The sequence below is a fragment of the Neisseria sp. P0019.S002 genome, from assembly GCF_051957155.1.
GTDB lineage: Bacteria > Pseudomonadota > Gammaproteobacteria > Burkholderiales > Neisseriaceae > Neisseria > Neisseria perflava.
Window position 1 is genome coordinate 243,088 of the sequence record NZ_JBQCWS010000003.1, and the last position, 18,845, is coordinate 261,932.

The following is an 18,845-nucleotide window of genomic DNA, read 5'->3' on the forward strand; positions in this document are numbered from 1 at the left end:
TTATCAAATATATAATAATGGTTTCTACTAGCGAATGAATTAATATTTTTAAATATATACCAAAAAAGTAATTTTATTTTACCTTTATAATCAAATAAACATAATAATTTTGCCTAAATAATAGGCACATTTTGTTTACAATCTTTCCTACATAAAACCTTGGATTAGCCCTATCATCAAAACCACTAAATTCTGATACACTTCAACTCATAAAGATAAATATTGATTTTAAAAGAATTTCTGAGTAAATGATTTGGATATTTTCTCATACACAACATATGTAATAAAAATACAATTAGTCAAATTACCCACTATTCCAACTTCCAATTTCACAGGAACAAACCATGAGTGAAAATTTGTTAACCCTGACCATAGACGGCCATGAAGTCAAAGCTTCTGCCGACTCGTCAATCATCCAAGCCTATGCCCGTTCAGGCAATGCGATTACTGCCAATGTCGGCTGTATGGGTCAAGGCGTATGCGGTTCCTGCCGCTGTATGATTCGTAAAGAAGGCGAGCGCGAAGTCACCACTGCACTGGCATGCGAAACCAAAGTTGAAGAAGGCATGCAGGTCAGCTTCTTGGATTACTTTATTCCCGAGCATATCCAATATTACGACGTCGGCGAAATTGGTGATGGCTGGAACTGGTTGGACGATACCGCCAAAGCCTTTCCTGAAGCTCAAAACTGCCGTCATTGCGGCGGCTGTAATCGTGCCTGTCCTAAAGGTTTGCAAGTGGAAAACGGCGTGGCGCAGGTAGTTTCCGGCGATTTCGGCGCGGCTGCGCTGACCTTTGACCAATGTGTGATGTGCAACCTCTGCACCCTCTCCTGCCCCGAACACATCCGTCCAAACCACTTGGGCCTGTTCGCCCGCCGTATGAAAGCGGCGCGTACGTTGCGCCCTGTGGATTTGATGCGCCGCCTGCGCGAAATCGACAGCGGCAAAATGAAAGTCGAATTTGAAGAGGAGTCAGTGTAATGGTTAACAAAATCCAAGGTATAGACTACGAAACTGCCCTTGCCAACCTGCGTGCGTCCTCATTGGAGTTGCGCGGCGATTTACCTGAAAAAAACGAATTACTGAGCCAATTTCACCCTGACTATCAGGCAAATGCGCGTGTGAAACTGCCTATCGGCCCAAACCAAGGCGATTACTGCCATCCTGATTTGGCCAAACTCTTAATCAGTCAGCCTCTGATTGACGACTATAATTTATCAGGCGCTGAACACTTGAACACTGACGTATTGGTAATTGGCGGCGGCGGTGCAGGCGCGGCGGCGGCATTGTCTGCGACTGAAGCCGGCGCACGCGTCATCATGGCGAACAAACTGCGTATCGGCGACAGCAATACCGTGATGGCCGAAGGCGGTATTCAAGCAGCGGTCGGCGCGGAAGACAGCCTGCAACAACACTTTGACGATACCATCAAAGGCGGCCACAACGCAGGCAAAAAAGAATTGGTTGCCCAAATGGTTACCGATGCGCCGTCCGCCATTCGCTGGCTGATTGGCTTGGGCATGACTTTTGACTTAGCCAAAGGCGCGGACAGCAACGGTATGTTGAGCCGCAAACGTGCGGGCGGTACGACCGTACCGCGTATTTTGAGCTACCGCGACTTTACCGGCCTCGAAATGATGCGCGTACTGCGCGAGGCGGTCGAACTCGACGAAAACATCACCCAGCTCAACCGCCACCCCGCCATCGAATTATTGTCAGACGAACACGGCCGCTGCGTCGGCGCGATTTTGTACGATTTGGAAAAACGTTCTTTGGTGTTGGTTCACGCCAAAGCCGTGGTATTGGCAACCGGCGGCAGCGGACGCCTGCATTTGCAAGGTTTCGCCACTTCCAACCATTATGGCGCGACTGCAGACGGCCTGGTGATGGCCTACCGTATCGGCGCCAAACTGCGCGATGTCGATTCTTTCCAATACCACCCGACCGGCGTTGCCCATCCTCCGCACTTGGCAGGCGCGCTGATTTCCGAAGCCGTGCGTTCCGCAGGCACCAAACTGGTCAACGGTTTGGGCGAACGTTTCGTTGACGAATTGCAACCGCGCGACGTTGTTGCCGCTGCGATTCTGCGTGAATGCCGCGAAGGCCGTGGCGTGGTACGCGACGGACAAGTCGGCGTGTTCCTCGACACCCCGCGCCTGATTGCTAACGACCCTGACGTATTGAACCGTCTAGTAACACTCGGCCATGTTGCCCACAAATGCGGCATCGACCCTGCTGTTGAGCCGGTCATGATTCATCCGACCCTGCACTATCAAAACGGCGGTATCGAAATCAACGGTGACGGCGCAACCTGTGTCGAAGGCCTCTATTGCGCCGGCGAAGTAACCGGCGGCATCCACGGCCGCAACCGTCTGATGGGCAATGCGCTTTTGGACATCATCAGCTTCGGCCGCCGTGCCGGTAAAGCCGCGGCAACTTGCGGCCTACCGCTGAAAAAAGTACGCGGCGGTGTCGGTCACGTCCACGATCTGCAACGTGAAATGACCCGCGCCGGTCTGACCAGCGACATCAAAGCCCCCGTTTTATATCCCGACTACGGCAAATTCGATTTGCGCGAACACGCCGGTTTGCAGGAGCAACAATCATGAATCAAGCCAATCAAAACTTACTGCATCCTTCCCGCCAAGTCGGCGCAGATTTAGCCGCATGGCGCAAAGTCGGCGGCGGCGAAGGCCTGCTGGCCGCGCTTGCCGATCCTCAAAGCATTGTTTCCAAACTGCAAGATGCCAATCTTTGCGGCATGGGCGGTGCAGGTTTCCCGACTTGGCGCAAATGGGAGGCTGCCGTTGCCGCCCAAAGCAAAAATGGCGACAAATACGTCGTCTGCAATGCCAACGAAGACGAACCGGGTACATTTAAAGACCGCGTACTATTGGCAAATACGCCGCACCAAGTCATCGAAGGCGTCCTGATTGCCGCCGTTGCCTGCCGTGCCAACAAAGCGATTTTGTACGTCAACCCTCATCAAACTGAATCCATCGCTTCCATCACACCGGCCATCGAGCAATGGAAAAACAGCAATTTGTTTATCCGCATCGAAAACTACTTGGGTAAACCTTTGGACTTGCAACTGGTCGAAACTTCAGGCCGTTATATCGGCGGCGAAGAAACTGCCGTGATTTCATGGCTGGAAGGCGGTTTCCCCTTCCCTCGCCGCAAGCCGCCTTTCCCTGCCGAAAGCGGTGTCAACGGTGAGCCGACCCTTATCAACAATACCGAAACCTTCGCCAATATTCCGCAAATCCTTGCCAAAGGCGCGGAATGGTACAAATCTTTGGGTTTGGGCGATGCCGCAGGCACAAAACTCTACTCACTCTCCGGCGACGTATTGAATCCGGGGCTGTACGAACTGCCAATGGGCACGACCCTGCAATCACTGATTTACGATCACGGCGGCGGTATGCTTGAAGGCCGTACGTTTAAAGCCGTATTTACCGGCGGCCCGTCAAATACGCTTTTGACCGTCAAAGATTTGGATGTGCCTTTGGACTTCGTTTCCGTACGCGAACGCAAATCCAGCCTCGGTACTGGCGCGATGATTGTGATTTCCGAAGGCACCAGCGTGGTGCGTAAAGTGGCCGAATATGTGGAATTTTTCGCTTCCAACTCATGCGGTCAATGCCCACCTTGCAAAGGCGGCACATTCCAGCTTTCCCGCCTGCTCAACCGCGTGGACACCGGCATCGGCACTCCCGACGACCTGCGCGCCTTACAAAGCCTGTGCCAACTGCTGCCACGAAGCGGCCGTTGCGGTTTGATTGACGGCGCGGTTACCGTGTTGCAAAGCTCGCTGCGTACCTTCCCCGAAGAATACGGCCTGTCGGCGGAGCAGGATTAATCCGATACAGGGTTTCAGACGGCCTGTTCTGTAAAGGCCGTCTGAAAAACGATACCCGACTCCCTTTCTCTTCTTTCCAAGATGGAAGAGAAACCCAATGAGAAAATACCTTCCGAACCTACCAAAATACATTCAGACAGGCTTCAGCAACACTCAGGCCGTCTGAAAACAGATTTCCCAATACTTCAATCCTCAAATTAGGAGATTCAACATGGGCTTCAAGCCAATTCCTGCTGCGGCCGCACTTGTGCTGACGCTGCTTATCTGGTTCGTTATCCCCGTTCCTCAAGGCGTCTCGCCTGACGCATGGCATCTTTTGGCATTGTTTGTCGGCATCATTGCCGGCATCATCGGCAAAGCCATGCCTATCGGCGCAATGGCGATTTTGGGCATCACCTTGGTTGCACTGACCGGCGTGACCAACGAAAAAGCTGCAGACGCAACCAAAGACGCTTTGAGCAGCCTAAACAACTCACTCATCTGGATGATCGGTATCGCCATCATCATCTCGCGCGGCCTGTTGAAAACCGGCTTGGGTATGCGTATCGGCTACCTCTTGATCTCCCTCTTCGGCAAACGCACACTGGGCGTAGGTTACAGCTTGGCGCTGGCCGACTTGGTCATCGGTCCGGTAACGCCGAGCAACACCGCGCGCGGCGGTGCCATCGTGCATCCGATTATGAAATCCATTGCCTTGAGCTTCGACTCCGACCCTGAAAAAGGTACGGAAGGCAAAATCGGTAAATACCTTTCACTGGTCAACTTCCACTCCAACGTGATTACCTGTCTGATTTTTATCACTGCCACCGCACCTAATCCGCTGGTAGTCGAATTGGTTGCCAAAGCCACCAATTCGCAAATCCAACTCTCTTGGGGTACTTGGTTCTTGGCGATGGTCGTACCCGGCCTGCTTGCTATGTTGCTGATGCCGCTGGTGTTGTATTTCCTGTATCCGCCTGAAATCAAACAAACCCCCAACGCCACTGCATTGGCAAAAGAGCATTTGGCTGCCATGGGACCGATGAAGCGTGAAGAAAAAATCATGCTGGGCATTTTCCTGGTTCTGCTGCTGTTGTGGGCGGGTATTCCCGAGATGCTGTTCGGCGTGAAAGTTGACGCTACCGCCACCACCTTCCTCGGCTTGAGCCTGTGCCTTTCGACCGGCGTACTGACTTGGGACGACGCGCTAAAAGAAAAAAGCGCGTGGGACACTATTGTTTGGTTTGCGGCCTTGGTGATGATGGCAAACTTCCTCAACAAACTGGGCCTCATCAGCTGGTTGTCCGACTCCATGCAAAGCGGTATCGCCCACATGGGCTTAGGTTGGGAAGCCGGTTGCGCCCTGTTGATGCTTGCCTATCTCTACGCCCACTACGTTTTCGCCAGCGGCACGGCACACGTTACCGCCATGTTCGGCGCATTCTACGGCGCTGGCTTGGCCTTGGGCGCACCACCGATGCTGTTTGCCCTGGTTATGGCCTCCGCTACCGGCATCATGATGTCGCTGACCCACTACGCCACCGGTTCCGCTCCTGTCATTTACGGCTCCAACTATGTAAACATGACCGAATGGTGGAAAGTCGGCTTCATCATGAGCGTGCTCGAAATCCTGATTTTCGGCACTGTCGGTATCTTGTGGTGGAAAGTTTTGGGCTACTGGTAACCCTCTGGCTTATTTAAAACTCAGGCCGTCTGAAAACTCCAATTTCAGACGGCCTTTTGTTACAATTTCATTTTTACCGAACACACTCGATTACCGTGAAAATACTCATCCTCGGCAGCGGCCAAGTCGGCTCGACCGTCGCCCAAAACCTTGCCTCCGTTCCCAGCAACGACGTCACTATTATCGACATCGACGAAAAAGCGCTCAACCGTATCAGCAGCCGTCTTGATGTCCAAACCATTGTCGGCAACGGCGCATCGCCCTTTACCCTCGAACAGGCAGGTGCGGCGGACTCCGATCTCCTGCTTGCCCTGACCCGCAGCGATGAAACCAACATCGTTGCCTCCAAAATCGCCGCCGACCTATTTAATATCCCAGGCCGCATTGCACGCGTACGCTCAAGCGAATACCTCGAATATCCGGTTGCCGGCAGCGACAAACCCGAAGAAGGCAGCCTCAACATCTTCGGCATTACCGAAACCATCAGCCCCGAACAACTGGTTACCGAACAACTCGTCGGCCTGCTCAACTACACCAGCTCATTGCAGGTACTCAGTTTCGCCAACGATAAAGTGCGCATGGTGATTGTTCAAGCCCGCAAAGGCGGGTTGCTGATCGGCCGTGAAATTGCCGACATCAACCAACACCTGCTCGAAGGTGCGGACTGCCAAATCTGCGCCATCTACCGCAACAACCGCCTGATCGTCCCTACGCCGCAAACCGTCATCATCGAAGGCGACGAGGTACTTTTTGCCGCCGACATCAGCAGCGTTGAAGCCATCATGCGCGAATTGCGTCCGAAAGAAGCGCGTACCCGCCGCATCATGATTGCCGGCGGCGGTAACATCGGCTACCGCCTCGCCAAACAGCTCGAATCCAAATACGACATCAAAATCATCGAATACAAACCCCACCGTGCCGAATGGCTGGCCGAGAATCTGGACAATACCCTCGTCCTGCAAGGTTCCGCCACCGACGAAACCCTGCTGGACGAAGAATACATCGACGAAATCGACGTCTTCTGCGCGTTGACCAATGATGACGAAAACAACATCATGTCCAGTTTGTTGGCGAAAAACCTTGGTGCCAAACGCGTAATTACCATCGTCAACCGCTCAAGCTACGTCGATTTGCTCGAGGGTAACAAAATCGATATCGTTGTTTCCCCCCATCTGATTACCATCGGCTCCATCCTCGCCCACATCCGCCGCGGCGACGTCGTTGCCGTCCATCCTTTGCGCCGCGGTACGGCCGAAGCCATCGAAGTGGTGGTACACGGCGACAAAAACACTTCCGCCATCGTCGGCCGCCGCATCAGCGGCATCAAATGGCCGAGCGACTGCTACATCGCCGCCATCGTCCGCGGCGTAACCGGCGAAGTCATCATGGGACACCACACCGAAACCATCCTCCAAGACGGCGACCACATTATCTTCTTCGTCTCACGCCGCCGCGTCCTGCCGGAGTTGGAAAAACTCATTCAAGTCAAAATGGGCTTTTTCGGTTAAACCTGAAATCCGTTTGCTTGAAGCCATAAAAAGGCCGTCTGAAAACCTCTTCAGACGGCCTTTATTCATTGTTTTATTTATACTTTGGCAACGCTGTTTTTACGGCCAAACCAAACAAAACCAATCACACCCAATACAATCATCGGCACGCTCAACCATTGACCCATGGACAAACCCAAAGTCAGCAGGCCGAGATAGTCGTCAGGCTGACGGGCAAATTCGGCAATAAAGCGGAACAAACCGTAACCGCCCAAGAACAATGCCGCCGTTTGACCGGCCGGACGCGGTTTTTTCGAGAAAATCCAAACGATGACAAACAGGCAAATGCCTTCAAGGGCAAACTGATAAAGCTGAGACGGATGGCGCGGCAACATGCCGTATTGTTGCAGCCATTCGGCCCACAAAGGATTGTGCGCCGCAGCTTCCGTATCTTCGTAACGCGCTTGCGGGAAACCCATCGCCCAGAAAGCATTGAGTTCGGTAACTCGTCCCCAAAGTTCGCCGTTGATAAAGTTGCCGATACGGCCGGAAGCCAAGCCCAGCGGTACGAGCGGCGCAACGGTATCCATCAATTTTAAAATACTGATGTTGTGCTTGCGGCCAAACAGCCACATGGCAACGACCACGCCCAAGAAGCCGCCGTGAAACGACATACCGCCTTCCCATACTTTGAAAATATCCAACGGGTTGGCCAGATAGTCAGAAAATTTATAAAACAAAACGTAGCCGATACGGCCGCCCAAGATGACGCCCAAGATACCCCAAGTCAGGAAATCGTCGAGTGTTTCTTTAGTAAACACAGAATTGCCCTGCGCGATACGACGGCGGCCCAAAATCGTAAACAGGATAAAGCCGACGATATAGCTCAAGGCATACCAGCGGATGGCAAGCGGGCCGATGCTGATCAGCACCGGATCAAACTGGGGATGTATCATCATAATGTGTGTTCCTTATCTCAAAGGCCGTCTGAAAGCCTGAACTTTCAGACGGCCTGTATGCGGTGTCGGATGGTTTAACGCAAATCGTCAACCACATTCAAAATAGCAGACAACATTGCCTCGCCCAAGCGCAGCGAACGTTGGCCGTTCCAGCCGAAATCGTCGTCCGGCAGATTGGCATTGTCTTTAAACGGCATTTCCAAAGTATAGGCAAGGCAGTTGAAATGATTGCCGACCCAGTTGGTCGCCAAAGTCATATTTGCCTGACCCGGCGCATCTTTATCATAGCCATAATCGTCTTGGAAATCTGGGCTGGCATTGAGCAGCGCGAGTTTGAATTGGTCTTCCAAGGCTTCGATGCGCTCGTTGTAGTTAGGCACGCCTTCGGTACCGGCCACAAAGACAAACGGCAAACCTTCATCGCCGTGAATATCCAAGAACAAATCCACGCCGGTTTCCATCATTTTTTCGCGGACGGTAAAGACTTCGGGGCTTCGCTCCAAAGTCGGGGTTTCCCATTCGCGGTTGAGATTGGCGCCGGCGGCATTGGTGCGTAGATTACCCAAAACCGAACCGTCCGGATTCATATTCGGCACAATGTAGAAAGTCGCGCGGTCAAGCAGCATGCGCGCGGTCGGATCTTGCGGATCAAGCAGACGGCCCAGCAAACCTTCGACAAACCATTCCGCCATGGTTTCACCCGGATGCTGACGGGCGATAATCCAGACTTTCATGTCGCTTTCGACTTGGTTGCCGATGGTCAGAAGATTGATGTCGCGGCCTTGAACGGTACTGCCCAAATCGTCGATACGGCACAAACCGCTGCCCTGAGCATCGCCCAAAAGGTTCAAATGCTGCTCGTTGGAATAAGGCTCGAAATAGGCGTAGTAAACGCTGTTGGACAAAGGCGTATGGTTGATGGTCAACACACCATTTTCATAGCTGGTCGGCACGCGAAACCAATTTTGGCGGTCGTAAGAGGCGCAAGCCTGATAGTCCTCCCAGCCCAAAGGATACGCAGCGTCCGCCGCATTTTCAAAATGCATCACGCAGTTTTGATAGGCCGCACCCTGCAAACGGAAGTAAAACCATTGGGCAAACTCCGAAGCATTGTCGGGACGCAGGGCGAGGCGGATATCGGCAGGGTTGCTCAAGTCTTTGACAACAACCGAACCGGCATCGAATTGGGTGCTGATTTTCATCATGGGTATCCTTAGTAATCGGCGAAGAGGCCGAAGCAAACCGTCATTTTACCGTTTGCATGAGGCTGGTTTCAACCATTTAACTGATTTAACAGGATTTCAAGCGCTTGGAAATATTGTTTCAGACGGCCTTTGGGATTAAGATAAAGGCCGAAATCATGAAACAAGGTTGAAACCATGACCCAGCAACAATCTGTCTCCCCTGCCATCAAGGCTCACGTCCTTGCCGAATCTTTACCTTATATCCGCCGTTTTTCCGGCTCCATCATCGTCATCAAATACGGCGGCAACGCCATGACCGAGTCGGCCTTAAAAGAGGGCTTCGCACGCGATGTCGTCCTGCTCAAACTGATCGGCCTGCATCCCGTCATCGTTCACGGAGGCGGTCCGCAAATCAATGAAATGTTGGAAAAAGTCGGCAAAAAAGGAGAGTTCGTTCAAGGCATGCGCGTGACCGACAGCGAAACCATGGACATCGTAGAAATGGTTTTGGGCGGACACGTCAATAAAGAAATCGTTTCCATGATTACCACCTTCGGCGGTCGCGCCGTCGGCATTACCGGCCGGGACAACCACTTCATCAAAGCGGAAAAACTCCTGATCGATACGCCCGAACAAAAAGGTGTGGACATCGGCCAAGTCGGCACAGTTGCCGACATCGAGACCCGTTTGGTGGAAGGCTTGGTCGAACGCGGCTGCATTCCTGTCATCGCACCCATCGGCGTAGGCCAAAACGGCGAAGCATTCAACATCAATGCCGACTTGGTTGCCGGCAAACTGGCGGAAAAACTTCAGGCCGAAAAACTGCTGATGATGACCAATATCCCCGGCGTACTGGATAAAGAAGGCAAATTATTGACCACCCTGACGCCAAGCCGCATTGACGAACTGATTGAAGACGGTACGCTGTACGGTGGCATGCTGCCTAAAATTGCCTCCGCCGTCGAGGCCGCCAAAAGCGGCGTCAAAGCCACGCATATCATAGACGGCCGCGTTCCCAACGCCCTGCTCTTGGAAGTGCTGACCGATGACGGCGTAGGCTCGATGATTTTGGGCGAAGGCTAATCCGTTTTTTAGACGGCCTTATGCCTTATTTAATCAGCTTTTCACCCTAAAAAGGGTAAAAAATGTTACACTATACGGCTTATGTTTGTTTGAACGATATTGACGTGAAACAAACTTACAGTCGGTTTCATACCGACGCCGATGCCATGCCCGGCAAAGACGGTATAATGTCCGTATTCATCAGACTTCGGCAATCATCCTCAAGGCCGTCTGAAGCGTAACAAAGCTACTTTTCTTTTACCATCCTATTTGGAGATATTCATGAGCGCAATCGTTGATATTTTTGCACGCGAAATCTTAGACTCTCGCGGCAACCCTACTGTAGAGTGTGACGTATTGTTGGAATCCGGCGTCATGGGCCGTGCAGCCGTACCAAGCGGCGCATCAACCGGTCAAAAAGAAGCTTTGGAACTGCGTGACGGCGACAAATCCCGTTACTTGGGCAAAGGCGTATTGAAAGCCGTTGACCACGTCAACAACCAAATCGCGCAAGCCCTCATCGGTATCGATGCCAACGAACAATCTTATATCGACCAAATCATGATCGAATTGGACGGTACTGAAAACAAAGGCAACTTGGGTGCCAACGCTACTTTGGCTGTTTCTATGGCCGTAGCACGCGCGGCCGCTGAAGATGCAGGCCTGCCGCTGTACCGTTACTTGGGCGGCGCAGGCCCAATGGCTCTGCCTGTTCCAATGATGAACGTTATCAACGGCGGCGAACATGCCAACAACAGCCTGAACATCCAAGAATTCATGATTATGCCTGTCGGCGCAAAATCTTTCCGCGAAGCCCTGCGTTGCGGCGCCGAAATCTTCCACGCACTGAAAAAACTGTGTGATGCCAAAGGCTTCCCAACCACCGTGGGCGACGAAGGCGGTTTCGCACCTAACTTGAACAGCCACAAAGAAGCCCTGCAACTGATCGTAGAAGCCACTGAGGCCGCAGGCTACAAAGCAGGCGAAGACGTATTGTTCGCCCTGGACTGCGCATCCAGCGAGTTCTATAAAGACGGTCAATATCATCTGGAAGCCGAAGGTCGCTCTTACACCAGCGCAGAATTTGCCGAATACTTGGAAGGCCTGGTTAACGAATTCCCAATCATTTCCATCGAAGACGGCATGGACGAAAACGACTGGGAAGGCTGGAAACTGCTGACTGAAAAATTGGGCAAAAAAGTTCAATTGGTCGGCGACGACTTGTTCGTAACCAATCCAAAAATCTTGGCCGAAGGCATCGAAAAAGGTGTGGCAAACGCATTGCTGGTCAAAGTCAACCAAATCGGTACATTGAGCGAAACCCTGCAAGCCGTCGACTTGGCCAAACGCAACCGCTACGCCAGCGTAATGAGCCACCGTTCCGGCGAAACCGAAGACAGCACCATTGCCGACTTGGCAGTTGCCACCAACTGTATGCAAATCAAAACCGGCTCTCTGTCCCGTTCTGACCGCATGGCGAAATACAACCAATTGTTGCGTATTGAAGAAGAATTGGCCGAAGCCGCTTACTACCCTGGCAAAGCCGCATTCTACCAACTGGGCAAATAAGCAAAATATAGGATATTTATTGTATGAAGTGGGTAACTTTTGTTTTAACCTTCGCACTTTTGTGCTGTCAGTACAGCCTTTGGTTCGGTAAAGGCAGCGTCGGGCATACGGAAGAATTGCAGGAGCAGCTCGTCCGTCAGGAGGAAAAAAACCAAACGCTCACTTTACGCAACAATTTCCTCAATGCGGAAGTTGAAGACTTGGCACACGGACAAGAGGCCATCGCCGAAATTGCCCGCGTCGAATTGGGCTATGTCCAAGACGGCGAAGTGTATTACCGAATCATCGACCGCCGCTAAACCCTGCAAACAAAGGCCGTCTGAAAACATATTTTTCAGACGGCCTTTTTTATCGCAATCGCTATATAATCACATATCCCAAAATCAAATCACACCCACCATGTATGACGTAAACACCCACGATGTCCGCCGATTCTTTGCCCACGTCTGGCAACACAGGCTCGCACCGCTCCAATTAGACGGCCTGCAACAAAAAGCTTTGCGCATTATCGAAGCCCATCCCGAATACGGACACTATCTCGAAGACATCGAACAATATTTAGATAAAGAATGGCTGCCCGAAGACGGCGAAAGCAACCCATTCCTGCACATGTCGCTACACCTTTCCCTACAAGAGCAAAGCGCCATCGACCAGCCCCCGGGCATCCGTGCCATCCACCAACAACTTTGCGCCCGTTACAACGGCGACTGGGTCAAAGCCGAACACGATATGATGGAAGCCTTGGCAGAAACCATCTGGGAAGCGCAACGCTACGGACGGGGCCTAGATGTCAACGCCTACATGACCCGCTTGAGAAAATTGGTCGGCTTAGGCCAAGAAGAAAAAGCCCGCCTCAATCCCCATGAAGTCAGCTTGATGGATACAAAGTAACTTCTTTTCAGACGGCCTCAACCCATACAAATCCTTACGCTTGCCAAAGCCAACATTTCTATCTTTCATGCTAAATTACTTTTTTAAAATCCGCATTACAAGGAAAACCAAAATGCTCCGCCCAGCCCTTACCGCCCTACTGCTAGCCGCCTCCCTGCCCGTTGCAGCAGAAAGCCTCAATTACAACATCGTTGAATTTTCCGAATCCGCGAATATGGAAGTGCCGCGGGATACCATGACCGCGCATTTCAGCGTCAACGCAGAAGGTAAAGACCGTCAAGTCGTCAACCAAGCCTTCATGAAGAAATTCAACCAGTTCAACAAAATCTCCCAAAACAGCAAATTTAAAGCCGAGCTGATGGAACGCAACGCCTCCCCACGCTATCAATACACCAACGGCAAACGTACCCAAACCGGCTGGGAAGAACACGCTTACTTCAAAGTAGAAAGCAAAGACTTTGAAGCACTCAACCGCCTGATTGCCGACAGCATTAATATCGCTGTTTTGGAAAATTCCTCATTTTCCGTATCCAAAGAAAAACGCGAAGAAACCGTCGACCAATTGAGCAAAACCGTCATCCTGCGCTTCAAAGACCGCGCCCAAAACCTCGCCCAAACGCTCGGCTTCTCCAGCTACAAAATCGTCAAACTCAACCTGGGCCATATCGGCAACCGCCAAGTCGGCGGCGACTTTGCACATGCCAAAATGCTGCGTACAATCCCTGCCGCAGAAGTAGCTGCAGGAATAGAAGATGGCGTGCCAGCCTCTCCGGGTTCGGAAGAAATCAGCCTGACCGTCAACGGCTCGGTGCAAATGTAGGATTTTATTTAGATAATGTTAAAGGCCGTCTGAAAGTGTATTTTTCAGACGGCCTTTTGTAGCTTCACTTGCTTTATTCACGCATAATCAGTCAATCTTAATATATTCCACCGACAAAATCTCTATAACCTCACGACCTTCCGGTGTATCCAAGACAACTTCATCGCCTTCGCGTGCTTTTATCAGACTGCGCGCCAAAGGGGAAATCCATGAGATTTTGTTTTTAGCGGTATCAATTTCATCTACGCCGACGATTTTGACGGTTTGTTCACGACCGTCTCCGCGCAATAAGCCAACGGTGGCGCTGAAAAAAATCTGGTCCGTGGCTTCGCGTGCTTCAGGGTCGACGACGACGGCGGCTTCCAAGCGTTTGGTTAGGAAGCGGATACGGCGGTCAATTTCGCGCATACGGCGTTTACCGTAAAGATAGTCGCCATTTTCGCTGCGGTCGCCATTGCTTGCTGCCCAGTTAACGATTTGGACGATTTCCGGGCGTTCTTTGTTGACCAAGTGATACAGTTCGTCTTTCAATGCCTGCCAGCCGGTAGGCGTGATGTAATTTTTGGTTTCGGTACTCATGATGTGTCTAAAACATAATTAAAGGCCATCTGAACGTTAATTTTCAGACGGCCTTTATTGTAAGTCAATTTACTTTATTCTTCATCATCGCTATCGCTGATACTGATGCTGTGTTCCATTTTGCTTGGATGTACTTTCAAGCCGCCACAACCTGATTTTTCGGTAGAGAGACGGTTCAGATATGCTTCATCGATATCGCCGGTTTGATAAACACCGTTAAAGCATGAGGAATCAAAGGATTCAATTTTTGGATTGAGTGCTTTGACTACTGCTTCCAAGTCTTCTAAGTTTTGGAAGACGATGCCGTCTGCGCCAATCTCAGTTGCGATTTCTGCTGCGCTGCGGCCGTTTGCAATCAGTTCTTCACGGGTCGGCATATCGATACCGTACACATTTGGATAGCGCACTTCGGGAGCTGCAGAAGCAATGTAGACTTTGCGTGCACCTGCCGCGCGTACCATTTCAACGATTTCACGGCTGGTCGTACCGCGCACGATGGAATCATCCACCAACAAAACGCTTTTGCCGTTAAACTCGGTTTCCATCGGGCTGAGTTTTTGGCGCACTGATTTTTTACGCGTTGCTTGTCCGGGCATGATGAAGGTGCGGCCGATATAGCGGTTTTTAATCAGACCTTCACGATATGGTTTTTCGAGATGGACGGCAAGCTCCATCGCGCTGGGTCGGCTGGTATCGGGAATCGGCATCACGACATCGATATCATCGACAGGCAGCTCGCGTTTGATTTTTTCTGCCAAAGATACGCCCATATCCATACGGGACTGATAAACGGAAACGCCATCGATGACGGAGTCTGGGCGGGCAAAATAAACATATTCAAAAAGACAAGGGCTTAATTTGGCTTTATCGCTGCATTGACGGGAAATAATCGTGCCGTCAAGACCAATAAATACGGCTTCGCCCGGCTGGATATCGCGTTCCAAATCATAGGCAAGCGCATTGAAAGCAACGGATTCGGAGGCAACAGCATAAGATTTTTTGCCGGATTCGTCAATTTGCGAACCCAAAACCAACGGACGGATACCGAAAGGATCTCGGAAAGCCAGCATGCCGTATCCTGCAATCATGGCTACTACGCCGTATGCGCCGCGCACCAAACGGTGCACTTCGGAAACGGCGTTGAAAATATTGTCGATGGTAAGTTGATAAGGGGCTGTATTTTTAGAGACTTCGCGGCGTAATTCGTGTGCGAATACATTGAGTAGGACTTCAGAATCGGAGCTAGTATTAACGTGGCGCAGGTGTTTGTTGCATACGTTTTCATAGAGCTCTTCGGTATTAGTCAGATTACCATTGTGTGCCAAAACAATGCCGAATGGGGAGCTGACATAAAACGGCTGGGCTTCTGCGCTGCTGCCCGCATTGCCTGCAGTCGGATAGCGGACATGTGCAATGCCTGCATTACCGACCAAGTCACGCATATTACGGGTACGGAACACTTCGCGCACCATGCCTTTGCCCTTGTGCATATGAAATATATTGCCTTCGGCAGTAACAATACCTGCTGCGTCCTGACCACGGTGTTGCAACATCTGCAAACCGTCATACAACATCTGATTGACCGGCTCATGACTAACCAAACCTAATACACCACACATATCGTGCTTCTCCGAGTTTGAAGATTAAATGGGTAAGCCGTCATTATAAAATAATTTAGATGAGTTTGCTCAAATTGTTGACAATATAATGATACCTTTAGACAAATAAAAACGGATTCAGACGACCCATAGGCCGTCTGAATCCGTCAAACTCAATCATCCAATTCTTCTACTTCAGCTGCTTTACCCGAAAGATGCGGCATTGCGGTATCTTTCCCTGGTAGATAAGGCATCGCAGCATCGGCCAGTGATTCAAAATACGGAATTGTGTGCGAACTTTGCCACTCTTCCGTTTTCGGCAAATCAGTGTGTGAAAAAACCATCACTGCCAGTGTCACCAAAATCACACCTTTCACTGCACCGAATACGCCGCCAAGCAAACGGTTGATGCTTCCTAAACCAACGGCAGACATCAAACTGCTCAACAGCGATCGTGCCAGTTTCTGCAACAGCCATGCCAGAAAAAACACAGCGGCAAAACCCATCGCAACCGCCAAGGAATGCGGCTCAACCGATTTAAAGACCACATCGGCAAACGGCACGGCGAGCGTTCTGGCAGCAATAAACGATACCACCCACGCCACCATCGCCCCTGCTTCGGCAATAATACCTCGTGTCAAGGAGATAATAATGCAGATGACAATGACGGCGGCCGCCAACAAATCGGCAACAGGCAGATTACTCACTGGTCACCTGACCGGCAATGCCATGTACACGCAATTTGTTCAAATCGCGCTCTGCATCGCGTGCATTTTTATAACTGGCTGATTTCACGCGATACACCTTACCTTTATCGGTCATAACCTCAGTAATGGTCGAATCGATACCTGCGGCTTTCATTTTACGTTGCAGGCTTTGTGCGCGTTCTTTTTCAGCATAACCAGCCTGAATAGCGGCTTTTTTAGCAGGCTTGGCTTCTGCTGTTTCTTTTTCAGCTTTAGGTTTGGCTTTTTCAGACGGCTTCTCGGCAGTTTTTACCTTATCGGCTTTTTCTGCTTTGGCCGTTTCCGGTTTAGCCTTTTCATTTTTTGGTTTTTCAACTTTGGCTTCTGCTTTCTTGGCAGGTTCGGCCTTGTCTTTTACGCTGTCTTTGCTGTTTTTGGCAGATTTACGCTCGGCAATGGCTTTCTCTGCTTTTTCCAATTGTGCCAATTTATTGCGTTCGGCAGCGGCTTCACGCTCTGCTTTTTCAGCACGCGCTTGAAGTGCGCGTTTTTTAGCTGCCAATGCGCTTTCTTTCTCAGCAGCTTCCTGTTGGGCTTGTGTTTTACGGGCCGCAGCAGCACGTTGTTCAGCCTGACGTTGGCGGCGTTCTTCGGCTCGGCGCTCCGCGGCTTCACGTTTGGCAGCCTCGGCACGTTGAATACGTTCGGACTCTTCCAAACCTTTAATATTGCCGTCATCCAAAGTATCATTGATCAAAACCAACGGCTCGCCGACATCTTCGGGAGCAGATTCACGGTTTGGCTTCAATACTTCAACCGGCGCATTATCTTCTTCCTCGCCTGCATTTTGCGGTTTATTTGGCGCTTCGGCATCCGCATGACGGGCTGCCTCTTCAGCCATCGCAACATCCTCTTTATTCGGCTCTAGGACAACAGCCTTGCTGGGCTCATCCGCCGTTTTGACTTGGCTCTGACCGACAGGCGCTTCTTTAAACGGTGAATTTTTATCGTCGCCCGATGTCAGCGCCAGACCGAACAGCATACCTGAAGCCACCACCAAGCCGGAGGCCAAAACCAAGCGGCGGCGGTTGCGGCGTTTGAGTTGTTCGTAACCGTCTAAATCGTATCCGTTTGGAGTTTCTTTTTGTTTATTGTCGGACATGATAATTTCCTCGTTAGTGTTCTTTCAAAACAGCCATTACATCGGCAACAGTATGGAATGAGCCGAAAACAACGATTCTATCATTTTCGGTTGCTTTAGCCAAAGCAGCACGATAGGCTGCAGCGACAGTTTCAAAAACATTTACATTGTCGATGCCGTGTTCAGCCAATTTGGCCTGCAAAGCCTCTACCGTCATGCCGCGCGGCACATCTAAAGGTGCGATATTCCACTCGTCAAACTGATCTTTAACGATTTCCAGCACGCCATCAATATCTTTGTCGGACAACATACTGAATACGGCGGTACGTTTTTGTGCAAAGGCAAGGTTAATCAGGCTGCGGCGCAAAGCACGTGCTGCGTGCGGATTGTGGCCGACATCCAAAACCACCAGCGGACGGCCGGGCAAAACTTGGAAACGTCCAGGATTCTCAACCAACAGCAAACCGCGTTTAATCGCGCCGATGTCAACGGGCAGCTGATTATTCAAACACTCCAACACCGTCAATGCACACGCGGCATTGGACAACTGATAGGCACCGCGCAAAGCAGGAAACGGCAAGGAATTGCGGTTACGGCTTTGGCCGTCTGAAGATTGCGGATGGAAGCGGTAGTTCCACTGTACGCTTTCCATTGATGCAAAATCAAAATCTCGCTGAACCATCAACAGTTTTGCGCCAATTTCTTCTGCGTGTTTGACCAATGATTCAGGCGCAGGATTCTGACCGCACACAGCTGGTTTGCCACTACGGAACACTCCGGCTTTTTCAAAACCGACCTGCTCAACGGTATCGCCCAAAAATGCCTGATGGTCCAAATCCACGCTGGTAACGACCGAGCAGTCGCCGTCAAATACATTCACAGCATCCAATCGTCCGCCCAAACCGACTTCCAAAATCATTACGTCCACATTTTCACGCATGAAAATATCGACGGCAGCCAAAGCATTAAACTCAAAATACGTCAGCGAAATTTCGCCGCGTGCCGCTTCGATACGCTCAAATGAGGAAACAATCAATTCATCTGAAACCGGCTGAGTGTTGATGGCGATTCGTTCGTTGTAACGCAGAAGATGAGGACTGGTCAGCGTACCGACTTTAAAACCGGCTTCTTTATAAATATGCGACAAATAGGCGCATACAGAGCCTTTGCCATTTGTACCCGCCACCACGACGACAGGACATTGCGGCACCAAATTCATGCGTTTTTTCACTTCTCCCACGCGTTCCAAACCCATATCGATAAGGCCGGAACTATGGGCAGTCTCCAAATGAGAAAGCCAGTCTTGTAATGTTTTCATTGTATTTATCGCTTCAAAAGGCCGTCT

At 51.0% G+C, this 18,845-nt stretch carries 18 protein-coding genes; 11 read left to right on the top strand and 7 right to left on the bottom strand.

Features of this window, described 5'->3' with window-relative positions:
* Positions 1-344 precede the first annotated feature (344 nt).
* From ACTHTY_RS06505 to trkA, 5 genes are all read left to right on the top strand, one after another.
* The gene (locus ACTHTY_RS06505) at positions 345-983 is read left to right on the top strand and encodes a 2Fe-2S iron-sulfur cluster-binding protein (protein ID WP_070608671.1); all 639 of its coding nucleotides are present in this window, start codon (positions 345-347) and stop codon (positions 981-983) included.
* Positions 983-2,611, top strand: a complete 1,629-nt coding sequence (locus ACTHTY_RS06510; protein WP_440366870.1) for an FAD-binding protein — start codon at positions 983-985, stop codon at positions 2,609-2,611. The genes ACTHTY_RS06505 and ACTHTY_RS06510 overlap by 1 nt, the downstream gene beginning before the upstream one ends.
* Complete coding sequence (locus ACTHTY_RS06515) at positions 2,608-3,861, top strand: complex I 51 kDa subunit family protein (RefSeq protein ID WP_440366871.1); 1,254 nt, start codon at positions 2,608-2,610, stop codon at positions 3,859-3,861. Before ACTHTY_RS06510 ends, ACTHTY_RS06515 begins: the two co-directional genes overlap by 4 nt.
* A gap of 211 nt (positions 3,862-4,072) precedes the next feature.
* Entirely contained in the window at positions 4,073-5,524 is a 1,452-nt protein-coding gene (locus ACTHTY_RS06520; protein WP_440366873.1) for a DASS family sodium-coupled anion symporter, read from the top strand.
* Between the two features lie 95 nt (positions 5,525-5,619).
* Positions 5,620-7,032 carry a Trk system potassium transporter TrkA gene (gene trkA / locus ACTHTY_RS06525; RefSeq protein ID WP_440366875.1) on the top strand — a complete coding sequence of 471 codons (1,413 nt, stop codon included), beginning with the start codon at positions 5,620-5,622 and terminating at the stop codon, positions 7,030-7,032.
* 77 nt (positions 7,033-7,109) lie between these two features.
* Here trkA and lgt read toward each other — a convergent pair whose 3' ends face one another.
* Both lgt and ACTHTY_RS06535 read right to left on the bottom strand, forming a co-directional pair.
* Positions 7,110-7,970 (bottom strand): prolipoprotein diacylglyceryl transferase, encoded by an 861-nt coding sequence (lgt, locus tag ACTHTY_RS06530; RefSeq protein WP_440366877.1) that lies wholly within the window; start codon positions 7,968-7,970, stop codon positions 7,110-7,112.
* Between the two features lie 74 nt (positions 7,971-8,044).
* A complete protein-coding gene (locus tag ACTHTY_RS06535; RefSeq protein ID WP_107857575.1) occupies positions 8,045-9,175 on the bottom strand; it encodes a M14 family metallopeptidase in 1,131 nt (376 codons plus the stop codon).
* Positions 9,176-9,349: 174 nt separating this feature from the next.
* Here ACTHTY_RS06535 and argB point away from each other — a divergent pair, with 174 nt between their 5' ends.
* The 6 genes from argB (at position 9,350) to ACTHTY_RS06565 (ending at position 13,496) form a co-directional block, all read left to right on the top strand.
* A complete protein-coding gene (gene argB / locus ACTHTY_RS06540; protein ID WP_440366879.1) occupies positions 9,350-10,237 on the top strand; it encodes an acetylglutamate kinase in 888 nt (295 codons plus the stop codon).
* Positions 10,238-10,299: 62 nt separating this feature from the next.
* Entirely contained in the window at positions 10,300-10,458 is a 159-nt protein-coding gene (locus ACTHTY_RS06545; protein ID WP_157686105.1) for a hypothetical protein, read from the top strand.
* A 40-nt stretch (positions 10,459-10,498) separates the two neighbouring features.
* Positions 10,499-11,785 carry a phosphopyruvate hydratase gene (gene eno / locus ACTHTY_RS06550; RefSeq protein WP_440366880.1) on the top strand — a complete coding sequence of 429 codons (1,287 nt, stop codon included), beginning with the start codon at positions 10,499-10,501 and terminating at the stop codon, positions 11,783-11,785.
* Positions 11,786-11,808: 23 nt separating this feature from the next.
* Positions 11,809-12,084, top strand: a complete 276-nt coding sequence (gene ftsB, locus ACTHTY_RS06555; RefSeq protein ID WP_003679613.1) for a cell division protein FtsB — start codon at positions 11,809-11,811, stop codon at positions 12,082-12,084.
* A gap of 100 nt (positions 12,085-12,184) precedes the next feature.
* Positions 12,185-12,676: a DUF1841 family protein gene (locus tag ACTHTY_RS06560; protein WP_440366881.1), complete on the top strand. Its 492-nt coding sequence runs from the start codon at positions 12,185-12,187 to the stop codon at positions 12,674-12,676.
* A gap of 112 nt (positions 12,677-12,788) precedes the next feature.
* On the top strand, positions 12,789-13,496 hold the full coding sequence (locus tag ACTHTY_RS06565) for an SIMPL domain-containing protein (protein WP_440366883.1): 708 nt from the start codon (positions 12,789-12,791) through the stop codon (positions 13,494-13,496).
* 87 nt (positions 13,497-13,583) lie between these two features.
* Here the strand turns inward: ACTHTY_RS06565 and greB are convergent, their stop codons facing one another.
* The 5 genes from greB to folC form a co-directional block, all read right to left on the bottom strand.
* The gene (gene greB, locus ACTHTY_RS06570; RefSeq protein ID WP_003685038.1) at positions 13,584-14,075 is read right to left on the bottom strand and encodes a transcription elongation factor GreB; all 492 of its coding nucleotides are present in this window, start codon (positions 14,073-14,075) and stop codon (positions 13,584-13,586) included.
* A gap of 74 nt (positions 14,076-14,149) precedes the next feature.
* Positions 14,150-15,694, bottom strand: a complete 1,545-nt coding sequence (purF, locus tag ACTHTY_RS06575; RefSeq protein ID WP_440366885.1) for an amidophosphoribosyltransferase — start codon at positions 15,692-15,694, stop codon at positions 14,150-14,152.
* Positions 15,695-15,846: 152 nt separating this feature from the next.
* On the bottom strand, positions 15,847-16,380 hold the full coding sequence (locus ACTHTY_RS06580; protein WP_063068803.1) for a CvpA family protein: 534 nt from the start codon (positions 16,378-16,380) through the stop codon (positions 15,847-15,849).
* Complete coding sequence (gene ftsN, locus ACTHTY_RS06585; protein ID WP_440366888.1) at positions 16,373-17,521, bottom strand: cell division protein FtsN; 1,149 nt, start codon at positions 17,519-17,521, stop codon at positions 16,373-16,375. Before ftsN ends, ACTHTY_RS06580 begins: the two co-directional genes overlap by 8 nt.
* A gap of 13 nt (positions 17,522-17,534) precedes the next feature.
* On the bottom strand, positions 17,535-18,818 hold the full coding sequence (folC, locus tag ACTHTY_RS06590) for a bifunctional tetrahydrofolate synthase/dihydrofolate synthase (protein ID WP_107857568.1): 1,284 nt from the start codon (positions 18,816-18,818) through the stop codon (positions 17,535-17,537).
* Positions 18,819-18,845 lie beyond the last annotated feature (27 nt).